19 protein-coding genes are annotated in these 16,099 nt (G+C 40.7%); 9 read left to right on the forward strand and 10 right to left on the reverse strand.

Translation table 11 applies throughout. The features are described 5' to 3' along the window. The first annotated feature begins 264 nt into the window (after nt 1-264). The 5 genes from mltG (at nt 265) to JOC33_RS17640 (ending at nt 5,856) form a co-directional block, all read left to right on the forward strand. A complete protein-coding gene (gene mltG / locus JOC33_RS17620) occupies nt 265-1,404 on the forward strand; it encodes an endolytic transglycosylase MltG (protein ID WP_205093862.1) in 1,140 nt (379 codons plus the stop codon). A gap of 175 nt (nt 1,405-1,579) precedes the next feature. Then, nucleotides 1,580-2,212, forward strand: coding sequence for an O-methyltransferase (locus tag JOC33_RS17625; protein ID WP_205093863.1), 633 nt, complete (start codon nt 1,580-1,582; stop codon nt 2,210-2,212). 45 nt (nt 2,213-2,257) lie between these two features. Further along, the gene (udk, locus tag JOC33_RS17630) at nt 2,258-2,893 is read left to right on the forward strand and encodes a uridine kinase (RefSeq protein WP_205093864.1); all 636 of its coding nucleotides are present in this window, start codon (nt 2,258-2,260) and stop codon (nt 2,891-2,893) included. 172 nt (nt 2,894-3,065) lie between these two features. Further along, entirely contained in the window at nt 3,066-3,542 is a 477-nt protein-coding gene (gene greA, locus JOC33_RS17635; protein WP_205093865.1) for a transcription elongation factor GreA, read from the forward strand. Between the two features lie 577 nt (nt 3,543-4,119). Continuing rightward, complete coding sequence (locus tag JOC33_RS17640; protein WP_205093866.1) at nt 4,120-5,856, forward strand: peptidoglycan D,D-transpeptidase FtsI family protein; 1,737 nt, start codon at nt 4,120-4,122, stop codon at nt 5,854-5,856. Nucleotides 5,857-5,877: 21 nt separating this feature from the next. Here JOC33_RS17640 and JOC33_RS20620 read toward each other — a convergent pair whose 3' ends face one another. Continuing rightward, on the reverse strand, nt 5,878-6,135 hold the full coding sequence (locus JOC33_RS20620; RefSeq protein ID WP_205093867.1) for a KTSC domain-containing protein: 258 nt from the start codon (nt 6,133-6,135) through the stop codon (nt 5,878-5,880). 173 nt (nt 6,136-6,308) lie between these two features. On the opposite strand from JOC33_RS20620, the gene JOC33_RS17650 reads away from it, so the two are divergent. From JOC33_RS17650 to JOC33_RS17660, 3 genes are all read left to right on the forward strand, one after another. After that, nucleotides 6,309-7,016, forward strand: a complete 708-nt coding sequence (locus JOC33_RS17650; protein WP_205093868.1) for a YrrS family protein — start codon at nt 6,309-6,311, stop codon at nt 7,014-7,016. 36 nt (nt 7,017-7,052) lie between these two features. Then, complete coding sequence (gene mtnN / locus JOC33_RS17655) at nt 7,053-7,757, forward strand: 5'-methylthioadenosine/S-adenosylhomocysteine nucleosidase (protein ID WP_205093869.1); 705 nt, start codon at nt 7,053-7,055, stop codon at nt 7,755-7,757. 76 nt (nt 7,758-7,833) lie between these two features. Further along, entirely contained in the window at nt 7,834-8,061 is a 228-nt protein-coding gene (locus JOC33_RS17660) for a YrhC family protein (protein WP_205093870.1), read from the forward strand. Between the two features lie 346 nt (nt 8,062-8,407). Here the strand turns inward: JOC33_RS17660 and JOC33_RS17665 are convergent, their stop codons facing one another. The 9 genes from JOC33_RS17665 to sda form a co-directional block, all read right to left on the reverse strand. After that, entirely contained in the window at nt 8,408-8,554 is a 147-nt protein-coding gene (locus JOC33_RS17665) for a hypothetical protein (protein ID WP_205093871.1), read from the reverse strand. Nucleotides 8,555-8,602: 48 nt separating this feature from the next. Continuing rightward, a complete protein-coding gene (gene sigK / locus JOC33_RS17670; RefSeq protein ID WP_205093872.1) occupies nt 8,603-9,334 on the reverse strand; it encodes an RNA polymerase sporulation sigma factor SigK in 732 nt (243 codons plus the stop codon). 143 nt (nt 9,335-9,477) lie between these two features. Further along, nucleotides 9,478-9,858 carry a monovalent cation/H(+) antiporter subunit G gene (mnhG, locus tag JOC33_RS17675; RefSeq protein WP_239534285.1) on the reverse strand — a complete coding sequence of 127 codons (381 nt, stop codon included), beginning with the start codon at nt 9,856-9,858 and terminating at the stop codon, nt 9,478-9,480. Beyond that, on the reverse strand, nt 9,839-10,120 hold the full coding sequence (locus JOC33_RS17680) for a Na(+)/H(+) antiporter subunit F1 (RefSeq protein WP_420825723.1): 282 nt from the start codon (nt 10,118-10,120) through the stop codon (nt 9,839-9,841). The genes mnhG and JOC33_RS17680 overlap by 20 nt, the downstream gene beginning before the upstream one ends. 29 nt (nt 10,121-10,149) lie before the next feature. Further along, nucleotides 10,150-10,626 carry a Na+/H+ antiporter subunit E gene (locus JOC33_RS17685; RefSeq protein ID WP_205093874.1) on the reverse strand — a complete coding sequence of 159 codons (477 nt, stop codon included), beginning with the start codon at nt 10,624-10,626 and terminating at the stop codon, nt 10,150-10,152. Nucleotides 10,627-10,631: 5 nt separating this feature from the next. Beyond that, entirely contained in the window at nt 10,632-12,113 is a 1,482-nt protein-coding gene (locus JOC33_RS17690) for a Na+/H+ antiporter subunit D (protein ID WP_205093875.1), read from the reverse strand. Then, nucleotides 12,106-12,444 carry a Na(+)/H(+) antiporter subunit C gene (locus JOC33_RS17695; RefSeq protein WP_205093876.1) on the reverse strand — a complete coding sequence of 113 codons (339 nt, stop codon included), beginning with the start codon at nt 12,442-12,444 and terminating at the stop codon, nt 12,106-12,108. The genes JOC33_RS17690 and JOC33_RS17695 overlap by 8 nt, the downstream gene beginning before the upstream one ends. Then, nucleotides 12,444-14,780, reverse strand: a complete 2,337-nt coding sequence (locus JOC33_RS17700; RefSeq protein WP_205093877.1) for a Na+/H+ antiporter subunit A — start codon at nt 14,778-14,780, stop codon at nt 12,444-12,446. Before JOC33_RS17700 ends, JOC33_RS17695 begins: the two co-directional genes overlap by 1 nt. Nucleotides 14,781-15,007: 227 nt before the next feature. Then, the gene (sda, locus tag JOC33_RS17705; RefSeq protein ID WP_205093878.1) at nt 15,008-15,148 is read right to left on the reverse strand and encodes a sporulation histidine kinase inhibitor Sda; all 141 of its coding nucleotides are present in this window, start codon (nt 15,146-15,148) and stop codon (nt 15,008-15,010) included. A 434-nt stretch (nt 15,149-15,582) separates the two neighbouring features. On the opposite strand from sda, the gene JOC33_RS17710 reads away from it, so the two are divergent. Further along, the gene (locus tag JOC33_RS17710; protein WP_205093879.1) at nt 15,583-16,098 is read left to right on the forward strand and encodes a YqeG family HAD IIIA-type phosphatase; all 516 of its coding nucleotides are present in this window, start codon (nt 15,583-15,585) and stop codon (nt 16,096-16,098) included. Nucleotide 16,099 lies beyond the last annotated feature (1 nt).

The raw sequence follows: 16,099 nt of genomic DNA on the forward strand, positions 1-16,099 counted from the left end.
TCTTTCTTACACGGTAGGAAGGTATACAATTTTTGCAAAGAAGTCCTTCCAAGTATAAGAGTAACTGACGCATTCACGGAAGGATGAGGGAACGCGTGCCACAAGCTCTGTCACGATAAGGATTAACATTAATCTTATTAGTCAGGTTAAAACTGATTTTCCAGCTCTGTTTGATCTGTTACGAATTTATCTTTTTCTACATGATTCATAGAAATATTGCTGTATTTTGTAGTATAATGTACCGGATGAAGGAGGAAGGTCCTAATGTCTGGTTCTAATTTTGAAGATCAATACAGAAAACGTTTGAAAAAACGAGGAGAGGAAGCAAGTATAGTGAGAAAGGTTGTAGCAATAGTCCTGACCGCATTACTTGTCATCATCGTAGGAGGCGGAATTGCAGGATATCTATATGTGAAATCTGCCCTGCAGCCAGTCGATCCATCGAGTGAGGAAGAAGTCTCCGTAGAAGTTCCTTTAGGCTCTTCTACTTCCCATATAGCAAATATCTTAGAAGAAAAAGGTATTATTAAAGATGCTACTATTTTTCGTTTTTATACAAAGTTCAAGAATGAGACTGGTTTCCAGGCGGGAGAATATGAATTTACCCCATCAATGACCATAGAAGAAGTAATAAATACATTAAAAAGCGGAAAGGTTATGAGAGAATCACTCTTTTCTGTAACTATTCCTGAGGGTAAAACTTTAGAACAGATTGCCACGATTTTTGCCAGCGAAGAAAATACAAACTTCACTAAAAAAGAATTTTTGAAAAAAGCCAATGATCCCAAATATGTAAAATCATTGATGGATAAGTATCCTCGACTGCTGACGGATGCTATATTGGGAGAGAAAATCCGTTATCCGCTGGAAGGATACTTGTATGCGTCCACCTATCAGTATTACAAAGAAAACCCAAGTATTGATAAAATTATTAATCAAATGCTGGAAAAAACAGTCGAGGTAGTATTGCCGTATAAGGATCAGTTAGAAAATGTACCGCTGGATTCCATACATGATGCAATAACCATGGCTTCATTACTTGAAAATGAAGCAAGGTCAGCGGAACAACGTAAAAAAATCGCAGGTGTATTTTACAATCGAATGGCTAAAGAAATGCCATTGCAAACAGATCCAACTGTTTTGTATGCTCTCGGTGAACACAAAGACCGTGTTTTATATGAAGATTTAGAAGTTGAATCGCCTTATAACACCTATCATGTCACCGGTTTGCCGGTAGGTCCTATATCTAATTTTAATGAGAATTCCCTGAAAGCGGCTTTGAATCCGACCGAATCTGATTATCTCTACTTCGTAGCTGATTCAGAAGGAAACATTTATTATTCTAAGACTCATGAAAAACATCTACAATTAAAAAAAGAACATATTGGAAATCAATCTTCATAACTACTTTACTGATTCGGTCAGACACCTAGCTTTTTTCTTTTAGAAAAGGTTTTGGGTCTGACCGTATTATATGCATCGTGGCGGCTTCAAAGGTTATTCATTAAAAAAATACCAAGAATATGCTAAAATTGTTAAGTTGCGAAGTAAATAATGGTGGGTTAAAGGAGAAAAACAGATGAACGATACGGAACGATATCTAGCATCTCTACTCCCTGAGAGAGATACATGGGTGAAGGAAATGGAAAGCTATGCAAGTGAGCATCATGTACCTATCATGGAACCCTTAGGAATCGAATTTCTTATGCAGATGATACGCATGAAAAAACCTGGAAGAATATTGGAAATTGGTACAGCCATTGGTTATTCGGCATTACGGATGGCCGAAGCGTTCCCGGAAGCTGAGATAATTACGATGGAAAGAGATCCAGAACGGTACCGTGAAGCCCAAGAGAATTTGGCTAAATATGACCGTTCCAATAAAATAAAGGTACTAATTGGAGACGCCCTCGACTTAAGGCAAGAGGCTGAAAAAAACGGCCCGTATGATTTGCTTTTCATTGATGCAGCTAAAGGGCAATATCAAAAGTTTTTCGAAATATATTCAGGCATGCTTCATAAAGATGGTGTTATTATATCTGATAATGTCCTTTTTAAAGGCTTTGTAGCAGGACGACAGGCTGATAATAAAAAAATGGAAAACATAGCTGGGAAAATTAGAGAATATAATAAGTGGTTGATCAGCCATCCTGACTATCATACGACAATTGTCCCGATTGGTGATGGTGTAGCCATCAGTGTTAAAAAATAAATATCTTAAATAGAATCAGATGTCAGGAAAGGGGAAACATAGAGCATGCAAGACAGGCCTGTAGTAATTGGGGTTGCTGGCGGCACAGGGTCAGGTAAGACGAGTGTGACCCGTTCGATCATCCAGCGCTTTGCCGATAAGACAATATTAATGATTGAACAGGATTATTATTATAAAGATCAAAGCCATCTTCCATACGAAGAGCGGCTCCAAACTAATTATGATCATCCACTGGCATTCGATAATGATTTGCTTATAGCGCATCTGAAGCAATTGATTGACGAAAAGACGATCGAAAAACCAGTTTATGACTATAAACTCCATACACGATCCAGTGAAACTATCCGGGTGGAGCCAAAAGAAGTGATTATCGTGGAGGGCATCCTCGTACTCGAAGATGATCGCCTGCGTGATTTGATGGATATAAAAGTGTTCGTTGACACGGATGCAGATATTCGAATCATTCGCAGATTAATGAGGGACATTAAAGAACGGGGCCGGACCATTGATTCCGTAATCGAGCAGTATACTAACGTTGTTCGACCAATGCATCTTCAATTCGTGGAACCGACCAAGCGCTATGCAGATATCATCATCCCTGAAGGGGGACAGAACCATGTGGCAATTGACTTGATGGCTACGAAAATCCAGACGATTCTCAGCCGTCATTCCATGTATTGATTGGAAAAAAAGAGTTGAAAAGTCATATGAAATCTGGCATAGTTTTGTTTAGTAAGTCATAGAGAACAAAAATTCCTCAAAATTTAGTGGAGCGCACCTCATAAGTGCTGCTCATTTTTATATATTGATAAAGAGGAATAGATTACTGTTGCGATAAAGGAGTGGTCAATAAATGGCTGAAGAGAAAAGCTACTATATGACTCAGGAAGGTAAACAAAAACTAGAAAATGAGCTTCATTATTTAAAAACGGAACGCCGCCAGGAAGTGGTAGAGCGTATCAAAATTGCGAGAGGCTTTGGCGACTTATCCGAGAATTCGGAATACGATTCTGCTAAGGAAGAACAAGCATTTGTAGAATCCCGTATTTCCCATGTTGAAAATATGATCCGAAACGCAGTGATCATAGAAAACGACAATCAAAATCCGGATATGGTCTCCCTGGGTAAATCGGTAACTTTCCAAGAACTTCCCGAAGGTGATGAGGAAACTTACACCATCGTTGGAAGTGCAGAGGCAGACCCATTTGAAGGGAAAATTTCCAATGACTCTCCTATGGCGAAGAGCCTGCTTGGACACGAAGTTGGGGAGCAAGTAACTGTGATGACCCCCGGTGGCGAAATCGAAGTGAAAATTGTGAAAGTAGACTGATTTATGATCTTCATCAGGCTGTCGGGAATTTTCCCGACAGCCTTCTTTGACCAATTTTTCCTTGCCTTCCATACCCGGAAGTATGGATTTTAAAATCATACAACACGGAATAATTAACAAAGGTATGATTTATAAAAACGGTCTGTATGGAGTTATGTCCATGCAGGCCGTTTTGTTTTTTTAGGGACTTTAGGCCTTTATTCCTTCAGGTTATTTTGTAGTTATTGCAATGTCCTAAGAAAAAACGATTTTTTTATACAGAACTAATAGTTATCTCATTGTTGCTTTCACGATGCGTGAGAGACGGTGCGCCTTCGGGATAAGCGCGAGCAAGTGTCCACTTGGTTAATTGATCGTTTTGACCAAGAAGGCTTGAGGCCGTGCCCGAGGCAAGCATCTGCCGGCAAGCGATTACGTGAGAAACAACAACAAGCTGTAACAGCTTCTTTAGTTTTATAAAGGACCAGAGGCTAAAGAAAAAACACGGAGTATTTCTGTCGACTAATGACAGGATTTCCTTCATTTTTTTGTTTAGGTGCTTACTCTGCTGCCCATACTTGTCACAGGAGTGATAGGTATGAAGAAAAACAGAGTTATTATATATGTGATTATACTTCTGATTGGCTTTTCATGTCTGATTTATCGGTTGGTTGATATCCAATTAATGAATACGGAAAGGTTTGGGACAGAAAAAGTAAACCTTCTCAGTGAAAGTGTTGCTCAGCGTGCATCACAAATTACTGTTTCTGATGGAAGAGGAAAGATTATTGATCGTTATGGAACAGAATTAAATATGAAAAGCAATCTGGATGTCGTGCTGTTTCCCTTTGTTAAGGACGTAAGTGGAATTAGGAATGTCATGCTGGATACATTACAAATTTCCAGTGAGGAGTGGGAAGGATGGTTCGATAAAGCTGAAGAACCTTTCTACTTAACAGAACGATGGGAACAGGTGGATGAATCCTTGTATGAAAAATTGCAATCCTATCATTTACCAGGAGTAGTGCCGGTTGAAAGGCAAACGCCTGTAAAAACGGAACCTGCATCCCATTTAATCGGGCTTACAGGAAGTAGTAAAAAAGGCTTTCAAAAGAGATACCCGGATGAGGACTTTTCAGCGGTCAGGCCATACGGAATATCAGGATTGGAAGCAGCTTTTGACACTTTTTTGACAGGGGAAGGCAAGAAAATACTCCAATATCATATTGATGCTCTTGGAAACCCGCTGTTAGGCTTGAATATGAGAGTTCAGGGGGAAAAGAGCAGTTTTTATCCCCTTAGTGTAAAGACAACTCTGGATAGCAAACTGCAGAAAAAAATCGAATCCATTATAGACCAATCGACACTGAAAGAAGGTGGAATGGTACTACTAGATATAAAAACAAGAGAAATCCTAGCTATGGTATCACGCCCGGCTATTTCTTACGGTTCACTTTATGACGAAAATAAAAGCCTGAGGAATCGGATGTTGAGCAGTCACATACCTGGCTCCATATTTAAAATCGTCTCAGCAGCGGCAGCGATTGAAAACTATCCTCAGGCACTGTTGGAAACATATAACTGCGATAATAATGTATACGGTACCGATGAAGCCGAACGGAAGCTGGGACAATTGACCTTCGAGGAAAGTTTTGCTGAAAGCTGTAATTTCGCATTTGCTGAAATAGGAAGGAAATTGCAAAAGCTTGATCCGGAGATCATCGCTGATTATGCATCGAAATTAGGGCTATTAGATTATGCAGGCTGGTCTGGTGAAGTTTTTAAACATCAAGACTTCCAACAGCTTCCCGAAGAAGAAAAAGGTAACGTTTGGGGGGATAAAAGTGACAGATTTGTGGCTAAAGCGATTTCTCAGACTGCAATTGGTCAAAAAAATGTACGGATATCACCTCTTGCCGCAGCAAATCTGATGGCAACGATCGCGAATGATGGCATGTCTAAGCAGGTGAAGGCGGTAAACAGTTTCACATATAAAAATGGGACGACACTCTTTGAATTCAAAAATGAAGCAACACAGCAAATATCCCCCTTGACAGCCAAGAAATTGCAGCAACTTTTGGCTGAAGTTGTAGAGACAGGTACAGGAAAAAGTCTGCAGGGACTTTCCATTGCAGGTAAATCAGGAACTGCAGAAATCGGAAAGCCAGGCACCTGTCATTACTGGTTTGCGGGTTATTTTCCTGTAAATGAACCGAAATATGCTATGGTTGTAGCTGATCTTTTTCAAAGCCCAGCTGACCAGGCAAATTATCTGCTTTTTAAAGAGCTGACAAAAGTGATAACAGAGCATGAGCCAGGAGTGGACAAGCAATAAGGCACTGTCCGCTCTTGTAACTCATTGAGTTACGGTGGTTTCTAGATTAGAAGAAGTGAAAAGTCTGCATTCGTAGTTGGCGAGTAGAACCTCATTTAAGAAACTTTCTTTTTCTGTGGATAGAATGAAATGGAAAATCGTAGATTCTTCTACACCTTCAAAACAAGCCGTCAAATTGTTCATAAAAATGATGCATAGCCGTTTTGCCGTCTTATCGTATCCGACATGTTCAAAAGATTGATTATTCCAAACAGCGGAGTCGAATTTTGTATATCTCACCAGCAAATCACCTCATCATAATAATATTTTATATTATTTGATACATATGCTTGTCTTCCTGCCTGTAGTACAAAACTAGTGGCTAATCGACAAAATCGCCATCAAATACCTCTTACAAAGTAATTGGTTCATCACTTTTAATCTTGTATAATATAGACTTGGGAGGGTTGAAAATGGCTCAAAAAAATAATGGTTCTACGCGTGTTAACCGCTTTGATAAAAGAAGAAAGGGCACTAAATTGGCAACTTGGCTAGCTGGTCTCGGCAGCCTGTTGATTCTATTGTTGATAGCTATGTTTTTGTTTAATGGAAATGAGGACAAAGCTTCTGACCAGAAAGATGAACCGAAGATAACAATCTCTGAGGAGTATCAAAAGAAAAGCAGCGATTCAAATTCCGATAAGAAAGAATCCGAAAATAATGGCAGCGATACTCCATCATCGAATGAAGAGTCTGGTCAGGAAGATAAAAATAACTCGGAAGATAAACAGAAAGACGACAAACAGAAGAATGATGAAAAAAAGAAAGAAGATGACTCAAAGGACGCTCAAGTGAAAGAAAGCGATAAACCGAATGTAGAGAAAGTCATTACCAAAGATTGGAGCCCAGTGCCAACAAAGCAGGAAAACCATTCTGGAATAACCTATGAAAAAGGAACACAGGACTGGCAGGAAATGAAACAGGCTATCCGAAAAGGGGCAGGGCTTGCTGAAGGGGATATGATACTCTGGTGGGCAGAAGGCAATGGTCATAACAAAGTGATTGCTACTGCTACAAATAAAGCAGAAACGGAAAATTATCGGGTTTATGTCGAGTGGGTAGAGAATAAAGGTTACCAGCCGACAAAAGTAGAAGTTCTTCAGGAAAATGATAAAGACTAACATTTAACAGACGTAGACTAGAGAGGACGGATATGCGTGATAGGCATTATTGGCGCAATGGATGAAGAAATCGAACTATTGAAAAATAACATGGAAATCAATCATGAGGAAGAAATAGCAGGAATCCAATTCATCCAAGGAAAGCTGAAAGACAAGCATGTGACAGTATTAAAATCTGGTATTGGAAAAGTGAATGCCGCAATGGCTTCAACCATACTTCATGAACGGTTTCAGCCGTCTCACGTTATCAACACAGGGTCTGCAGGAGGATTTGCCAAACATTTAGATGTCGGGGATTTAGTGATTTCCACCTTAATCACTCATCACGACGTTGATGTTACTGCATTTAAATATGACTACGGTCAGGTACCAGGTATGCCCGCTCTGTACGCAGCAGACGAAGAACTTATCAAAAAAGCTGAACAAGCCGTTGAACATTTGGGAGTACGAGGAGCTAAAGGAATCATAGCTACCGGGGACTCATTCATGCATGAGGAAGACAGAGTGGATTTTGTACGAGGCAAGTTCCCTGAGATGATTGCAGCCGAAATGGAGGCTGCTTCCATTGCGCAAGTCTGTTATAAATATGGCACACCTTTTGTCGTCATCAGGGCTTTATCAGACATTGCAGGTAAAGAATCATCGGTCTCCTTTGATAATTTTCTTGCCCAAGCTGCAGAGAATGCTGCCAACCTCATTATGAATATGTTGGAAGGGCTGCCTGAAGCTTCCAATAACTAGTTGGCTATCAAATATTACCACCTTCATGAACGGCCCATACATGTTACAATGTAGACTGCTGGAGGTGGAGAAAACTATGAATCAAGTGGAAAAGAAGATAGAAGATTATAAGCGATTCATCCTTACTTTAATTATTTTGAGCAGTTATTTCTTTATCGGAACAATCATCAGTATGTATGTCTATCATAATGACCTAGAATCTATCATGGTTACATTGACCTTGATAGGCCTAACATTTGCTTTCTATTTCACACTTCAATTATCGGAATTGCAGCAGCAGCTCCACCAACATGAAAACGAATAAATAATTAAGGCAGGCGGCCAGGATAGTACTGGTCACCTGCCTTTTCTGATTTCTGTCGGGGTGAACGAGGCGCTTTCGCTCTTGTTTCATCCAGCTCCAGCGCCTACCCCCTCGAGGTCTTAAGCCGATCCTCTTTGTGACAGAGAACGTCACGGCGAGGCTGGGCTTAAGCTGGTCGGGGGTGAACGAGGCGCTTTCGCTCTTGTTTCATCCAGCTCCAGCGCCTACCCCCTCGAGGTCTTAAGCCGATCCTCTCTGTGACAGAGAACGTCACGGCGAGGCTGGGCTTAAGCTGGTCAGGGGGTGAGCAAGGCGCTTTCGCTCTTGTTATGACTTATGAATTCATTTATTGATAGTAATTGAAGTACCAATATGCCCCGCCAAGAATCAATACAAGCAGCAGAACTACGATGAATAAAGCATACCATTGACCGCCCTGGTAATAAGGGTAAGCGTATGGGTAGGGCGCATATGGACCATAAACGCCATACATAGGCAATTCGCCTCCTGAATAGGTTAATTACTATATCTTATGAACTTGTCATTGGTTCGATATAGGAGAAATACCCATTTTAGCTCGTTCATGCTTATAGAATTCATGGAAAATCTTCATTAATGCCCTTTTTTCAATCCGTGATACATAGCTTCTTGATATTCCAAGCTCTTTTGCAATTTCCCGTTGAGTCTTTTCTTCTTCGGCATTCAGTCCGTAACGGGCGATGAGAACTTCTTTTTCCCTGTCATCCAGAATGGTAATGAAGTCTTTGATTTTTTCAAGTTCCATGCCTAATTGGATTTGTTCTACTACATCGACATGCTCAGCCTTCAGGATATCAATCAGGCTAATCTCATTCCCCTCTTTATCCTGCCCGATAGGGTCATGAAGAGACACATCTTTCTTAGTTTTTTTCAAGGCACGCAGGTGCATCAGGATTTCATTTTCAATACATCTTGCCGCATATGTTGCCAGTTTTGTTCCTTTATTGGGGGAATAGCTCTCAATTCCTTTGATCAACCCAATCGTTCCTATGGAAATCAAATCTTCTGTATCTTCTTTTGTGTTTTCGAATTTTTTCACGATGTGTGCGACCAGCCTTAGATTATGTTCAATCAACAGGTCTCTGGCATGTTGGTCGCCTTTCTGCATCAGTTCAAGCTGCTTGCTTTCTTCTTCCGGGGGCAGAGGGTTGGGAAACGCCTGGTTCTTGACATAGGATACAAACAGGAAGGTTTCTTTGAGCAGATAAATCAGAGAACCCAGTATGCTGGACATAGATGAACCTCCTCCTCCACGTTGGGCCTTCGCCTATACGTTACCTTATGTCGGAGGATGGGAAATCGTGTCTGTCCATATTCAATTGCCATAAAAAAGAGTATCACCCATATGATATTTACCACAGGTGATACTCTTAATAGTTAATGATCTTTTAGTTTTTTAGCATGTTCAAGCGCATTTCCATAATCGTCTTTCACGCTTTCGTCCCATAGCTTCACTCCAGATCGGTAGGCTGCACGGGAAATCATGTGCCCGGATACCGGGGCGGTTATTAATACAAACACCATTCCAAGAAGCAATTTGCCACTGATTATGCCATGCTCGATGTAGAGGAATATGAAAGAACCGATCATAATGCCGGCAATTCCTAATGTAGATCCTTTGGTAATGGCATGGAGCCTGGTATAAACATCAGGGAATCTCAAAATCCCTATTGAACTTGAAAAGATGAAAAAGGTACCGGTGACAAGCGATAAAATGATGACGATATCCATTAATATGCTAATCCAAATCTCGCTCAATGATAACACCCTTTTCTAAGAATTTGGCGATGGCTACGGTACCGATGAACAACAATATGCCGATCAGCAGGATGACATCGTTCAGCTGTGTAGTGATAAGAAGAATTGCCATAAGACCAGCTATTGCCATCAGATTAATCCCGATCGTATCCAGGGCAACAGCCCGGTCAGGATTAGTCGGTCCTTTTATAGCACGGTACATTAGAATGATAAGAGATATGGAAATGACAATGAGGCATGCAATAGTTACATATCTGATCATATCATCGAAAAAAACTGCCAATGACTCCATTACCGTGTCACCTCCATGATCGCCTTTTCAAAGGTATCCTTGATGTCGTTGATTGACTCTTCTACATCAGGTATATCCATTGCATGGACATAAATATAAGATTGGTCTTCACTGATTGCTATGGATAGAGTACCCGGTGTCAGCGTAATCAAATTAGCAAGCAGTGTGATTTCCCAATTACTTTTAAGCTCAGTAGGTAATGCGAAAATTCCCGGCTCAATATCTAGCTTAGGTTTATAGACAAGTTTGACAATGTCGATATTAGAAAGCAGCAACTCTTTAATGAACAAGATGATTAAACTTAGAATTTTTCCGACGCGCTGCAAGTAGAAGGCGTCCGGGATAAACCGCTGCAACAAAAATAACAGGGCTATTCCGAGCATATACCCGACAAAAAAGGTAGTGAATGTATAACTTTCGCTTAGAAACATCCACAGGATGGCTATTACGATATTGATAACGATTTGAAAGTTCATATGGCTTACTCCTTTAACACGGAATCAATATAGATTTCAGGCGACATCAGATACTGTGCAATTGATTGGATTGTCGGGTAAAACCATTCTGCACCTACTCCTAATGTAACAGACAACGTCAACAGTCCGGCGACCGGCCAGGCGAAAGCGCGGGTAGATTTATGCTCGGCACTACTGTTGGAATCTTTCTCTCCCCAGAATGCCCCGATGAAGATGCGCATCATGGAAAAAAGGATCAGGAGACTGCTCAGCAGCCCGGTAATGACGATTATAATCTCTTCTTGGGAGAGAGCCCCTCGCATTAACAGCAACTTACCAATGAATCCACTGAAGGGCGGAATACCGGCAAGAACCAGCGAGGCAAGGAAAAACAGCCACCCGAGTAAAGGATATTGATGAATCAACCCGTTCATTTTTCTCAGGTCTGAAGTGCCGGCCACATAAACAATAGCACCGATCAATAAGAAAAGTACACCTTTGATGACCATGTCATGAACCAGATAATAAATCGTACCACTTAGTGATTCCTCTGTAAAAATTCCGATTCCCATCAGCATGAACCCGACTGCCGGTATGATGTTATATGCAATAATTAATTGGACATTGTTCGTAGATAACGCACCTATGACACCGAACAGCATCGTTAAACCAGCCAGTAGGATAAACAGGGAATGCGTGAGCCCTGGTTCATTTGTGAAAATGAGCGTGAAAACACGGATAATGGAATAAATACCTACCTTTGTCAGTAACGCTCCAAAAAGGGCTGAAACAACTGGATTCGGCACACTATAGGATTTTGGCAGCCAATAATATAACGGGAATACGGCCGCTTTTGTAGCAAACACGAAAAAAAACAGGATTCCAATGGTTGTCAGAATACCCTTCTGATCAACTTCCTGAACGCGTAGGGCAATCTGGGCCATGTTCACAGTCCCTACTACGGAATATACGAACGCAACCGTGGTGACAAATAACATAGATGAAAACAAGTTCAACAGTAAATATTTGATGGATTCCCGCAGCTGCACTTTTCCATTTCCCAAAACGATTAACGCGTAAGAAGCCATAAGCAGTACTTCAAAAAAGACGAACAAGTTGAAAATATCTCCTGTAAGAAATGCTCCGCTTACCCCAGTGATCAACATGAAAAAGAAAGTGTAAAAATAGTAGGATTCCTGCTGATCAGATAAAGATTTAGGCGCGTAAAAAGCACACGCGACTGCGATAATATTAGTCGTCAGCACAAGTGTGACAGCCAGCATGTCTCCAACAATTACGATCCCATAAGGTGCTGCCCAACCTCCAGTTTCCAGGATTAGTGTACCGTATTGTTTCACGTAATAGAAAAGATAACCAGCAATAACTAAATTTCCAATAAAAACGGCTTGGGCAATTTTACGTACAATGGATAACTTTCTCGGGAAAAAGGCAACAAGTATTCCAGCTAATAAAGGTATGATAATAGGCAGTATCACTAAGTTAGTCATGTTCGTTTCCCCTCATTTGTTCCATATTATCCGTTCCATTTTCCTCTGCTGCTCTGTATGCAAGCACCAGCAGAAAGCTCGTCACACCAAAGCTGATGACAATCGATGTCAAAATCAGTGCCTGTGGCAGAGGATCGGTATAGTCTTTAATCCCTTCCACCAAAATAGGCGGGGCCCCCTGCTTTAATCCTCCCATGGTCAAAATGAATAGGTGTGCTCCATGAGAAATAAGAGCCGTTCCAATAGCTATCCTCAGTAACTGTTTTTGAAGGAGGTTGTAAATACCTGTTGCGAAAAGTAATCCAGCCAGTACGGACATGATGATTTCCATTATGACCCCTCCTTCTTTTTGTTTAATCGAATCATTCCATAAATGGCCAGCGCAGCAATCCCGAGCACCGTAATTTCAAACAACGTATCGAGTCCACGCATATCAACAAGGATTACATTAACGATGTTGTCTCCTCCACCAAGTTTATAGGAATTTTTAATAAAGAATTCTGCTATAGAATCGAACCATTTGCTGCTATGAGAAGAAATAGCGATCATTGTCAGTAATGCACCAAAACCTATCGAAATGATCATGTTTAATGCCACCGAACTTTTTTTCTCATTCCTGGGCGCAAGTTTCGGCAGGTGATTAAATACCATCAGAAATAACGCAACAGTGATAGTTTCAATGATTAATTGCGTCAAAGCCAAATCAGGAGCGCGATAGATGACGAATAGTATGGATAATCCATAACCTACGACACCAAGAATGATGATAGCGGCCAGGCGCCCTCTAGCAACAATCGTTCCTATTGCAGCAGCTGCCATGACAAGGGCGACGAATATCTCAATCCAGGTAATGTCTGCTGTATGTGCGAAGCTGAAAGTGAATCCGCTGGTCAGTCCCATAACGATAAAAGTAACTACAAGAATAGCGGACAGAATCAGACGGAAATATCTGGCAAGCGATCCGTTCATATATGCATTGGTGATACTGGCAGAGTATGTTTCGGTTCTTTTTACAAGACCATCATAAGCTTTGTTCATGCTGAGAAACCCTGGGACGTACTTATAGACCCATTCCCATCTTTGACGGGACAAGGCTAGTATCGAGCCGAAAGCTACTACAGTTAATGACATGATCAGCGGTAATTTGAATCCATGCCAAAAAACAATGTGATGGACTTTTGTTTCTGCACCATATATTGCAGAGGCTGCATGATGAATGAATGGCTGGTTGATCAGCTTTGGAAACAAGCCGATAATCAAAACACCACCTACCAGTACAGCTGGAGAAATAAGCATGCCGATCGGTGCTTCATGCGGTTTTTTCGGCAGCGAAGAAACATTTTTTCCCCCAGTGAATGTACCGAAAAAGAAATACATCGAATAGACAAATGTAAATATACTTCCGAAAACAGCAAGGTATGGGATGAGGCTGTGCATAAACCCTTTAATGCTGTTAGTCGTCATTCCGAGATTGATGGCAGCGTCAAAAAACAGCTCCTTACTATAGAAACCATTCAGAAAAGGAAGTGGAAATCCAGCCATTGAAAAAGAAGCGATGACTGCTAGAGTGGCAGAAATCGGCATGAAAGTGAGCAGTCCTCCGAGCTTTCGAATGTCTCTTGTCCCAGTTTCGTGGTCAACGATTCCTGCCACCATGAATAAGCTTCCTTTAAAAGTGGCGTGGTTCAGGATATGAAAGGCGGCTGCAAAGACTGCTGCCTTGGTACCAAAGCCAAGCATTGCCATGATCATACCCAGCTGACTGATGGTAGAAAATGCTAAGATCGCTTTCAAATCTGTTTGCCGGACAGCCATGTAAGATCCCCAGCACAAAGTTATAATTCCGAACCCGCTGACCAGGATGAAAAACCAGTCAGATTCGGCAAACAACGGCATGTATCTTCCTACCAAATACAATCCGGCTTTTACCATGGTAGCCGAATGCAGGTAAGCACTGACCGGTGTCGGAGCTTCCATGGCATCCGGTAACCAGATATGGAAAGGAAATTGAGCAGATTTAGTAAATGCTCCAAGCAGCACTAATACTAAAATCAATGGGAAATATTCGTGATTCAATATTAAGCCTTTCTCATTGATCATTCCCTGAATACTGGTTGTATTAGTGATTACACTCATGAAAATCAAGGCCCCGAGCAGACTTAAACCACCAAAAACAGTAATCAGCATCGATTTTAAGGCACCATATCTTGATCCTTTCCGGTGATTCCAGTAACCAATCAAAAGAAAGGATGAAAGAGAAGTGAATTCCCAGAAACTATATAAGACAAATACGTTATCTGATAAAACAACTCCCAACATGGAACCCATAAAGATAAGGAAGTAGACATAAAAATTACCGAGCTGCTCTGACTTATGTAGATAATAGATGGAATAGAAGGCAACAAGAACACCGATTCCACTTATCAATAAGACGAAGAGTAGGCTCAGTCCATCAAGGTGAAAATCGAAATTGATATCCAAGGAAGGCATCCAGTCATAGCTCTGTGTAACAGGATGAAAATCGTTCCCTGCAAATCGCACGAAATAAATGAAGACAACCAGGGGGATAAGTGTTACAAAAAAGCCTGTATGAATCTTTTCTTTCCATTTACTTAAAAAAGGGATGAATATAGCTGCAATGAATGGTAATAAGACGGCAAACAACATCTGGGTGTTCCTCCCTGTAAATAATCTTAAGGAACAGTCACATAAAGACTGTATTTTACAAACATAGTCACTCAATTGTAATCAAAAAAGCAGGTATTATTCAACTAATTATCCCTATAGTTGTAGTTTATCTTAAAAAATGGTCCATGAATTTACATAAATCGAATGAGCCGGAAGCAAATAAAAAACACCCTTGTGTCTGCCAGGGCGTTTTATCTTACCTATATTCAGCTGGTTTTTTTGATAGAAGGATGGATTGAACGTTTATGTAATTCTTCCTCGATCAGTTGAATGAACTCTTTGCTAAGATTTAACTCTATAGCTTTGTGGTAAGACTCTATTAACAGGACATCGGTTAAATGTTCCATAAAATCATCACTCCGAGAGTGATGGTTCACCTCCTGATAGGGGGAATTCTATTAAAATGTATCGGTTTCTTTTGATGTATCATTACCTTACCATGAAAGGGATACACCTACAACACAGCAGTTATCTACAACAGGCTGTAGATAACTTGTGAATAATGAATGAATTTTCTCTATATTTAACGTAGTAGATGTGTGGAAAATGTGTATAAACTTATCCACAAGAAATGTTGTGCCGGAATTTGTCGAACGTTTTTTCATTTTTGTGGTATATTTTCCTATGGTGTGTTTTTTCGACGTCTTAATTGTCGAGCGACGCCAAATTAGGCAGGCTGCTCCCATACACAATCGCTTTGAATATGGATGGGAATTTGGATATGATTAGTAAGGAGAATTCGTACCGGTAAATCGTTATAAGTTAAATGAGGTGAACAGGATTGCTTAAAAATTTTCTGCCAAACGAACATGTAACTAACGTATTTGAAATCAGACCAGAAGAACTCGTGGAACGGGGAATCAAAGGTATCATAACAGACCTTGATAACACGCTTGTTGCCTGGGATGTTAAAGAAGCAACTCCAGAGATTGTGCAATGGTTTAAATTGTTGGATGAGTACGATATTAAAGTTACGATAACTTCCAATAATAAAGAAGAAAGAGTAAGTGTCTTTTCTCAGCCACTCGATACAAGCTTTATTTACAGTGCCCGTAAACCTTTATCACATGCGTTTAAAAAGGCACAAAAGCAAATGAATTTAAAAAAAGACGAAATAGTAGTGGTTGGTGATCAATTGTTGACTGATGTACTGGGAGGCAATTTCGCTGGCTTCCATACAATTTTGGTGGTCCCGGTTGTGGAAACCGATGGATTTTTCACACGAGTAAACCGAAAAGTGGAACGAAGGATTCTGAACTGGATGCGGAGAAAAGGAAAAATTACCTGGGAGGAATAAA

This window comes from Thalassobacillus pellis (assembly GCF_016908295.1).
GTDB lineage: Bacteria > Bacillota > Bacilli > Bacillales > Halobacillaceae > Thalassobacillus > Thalassobacillus pellis.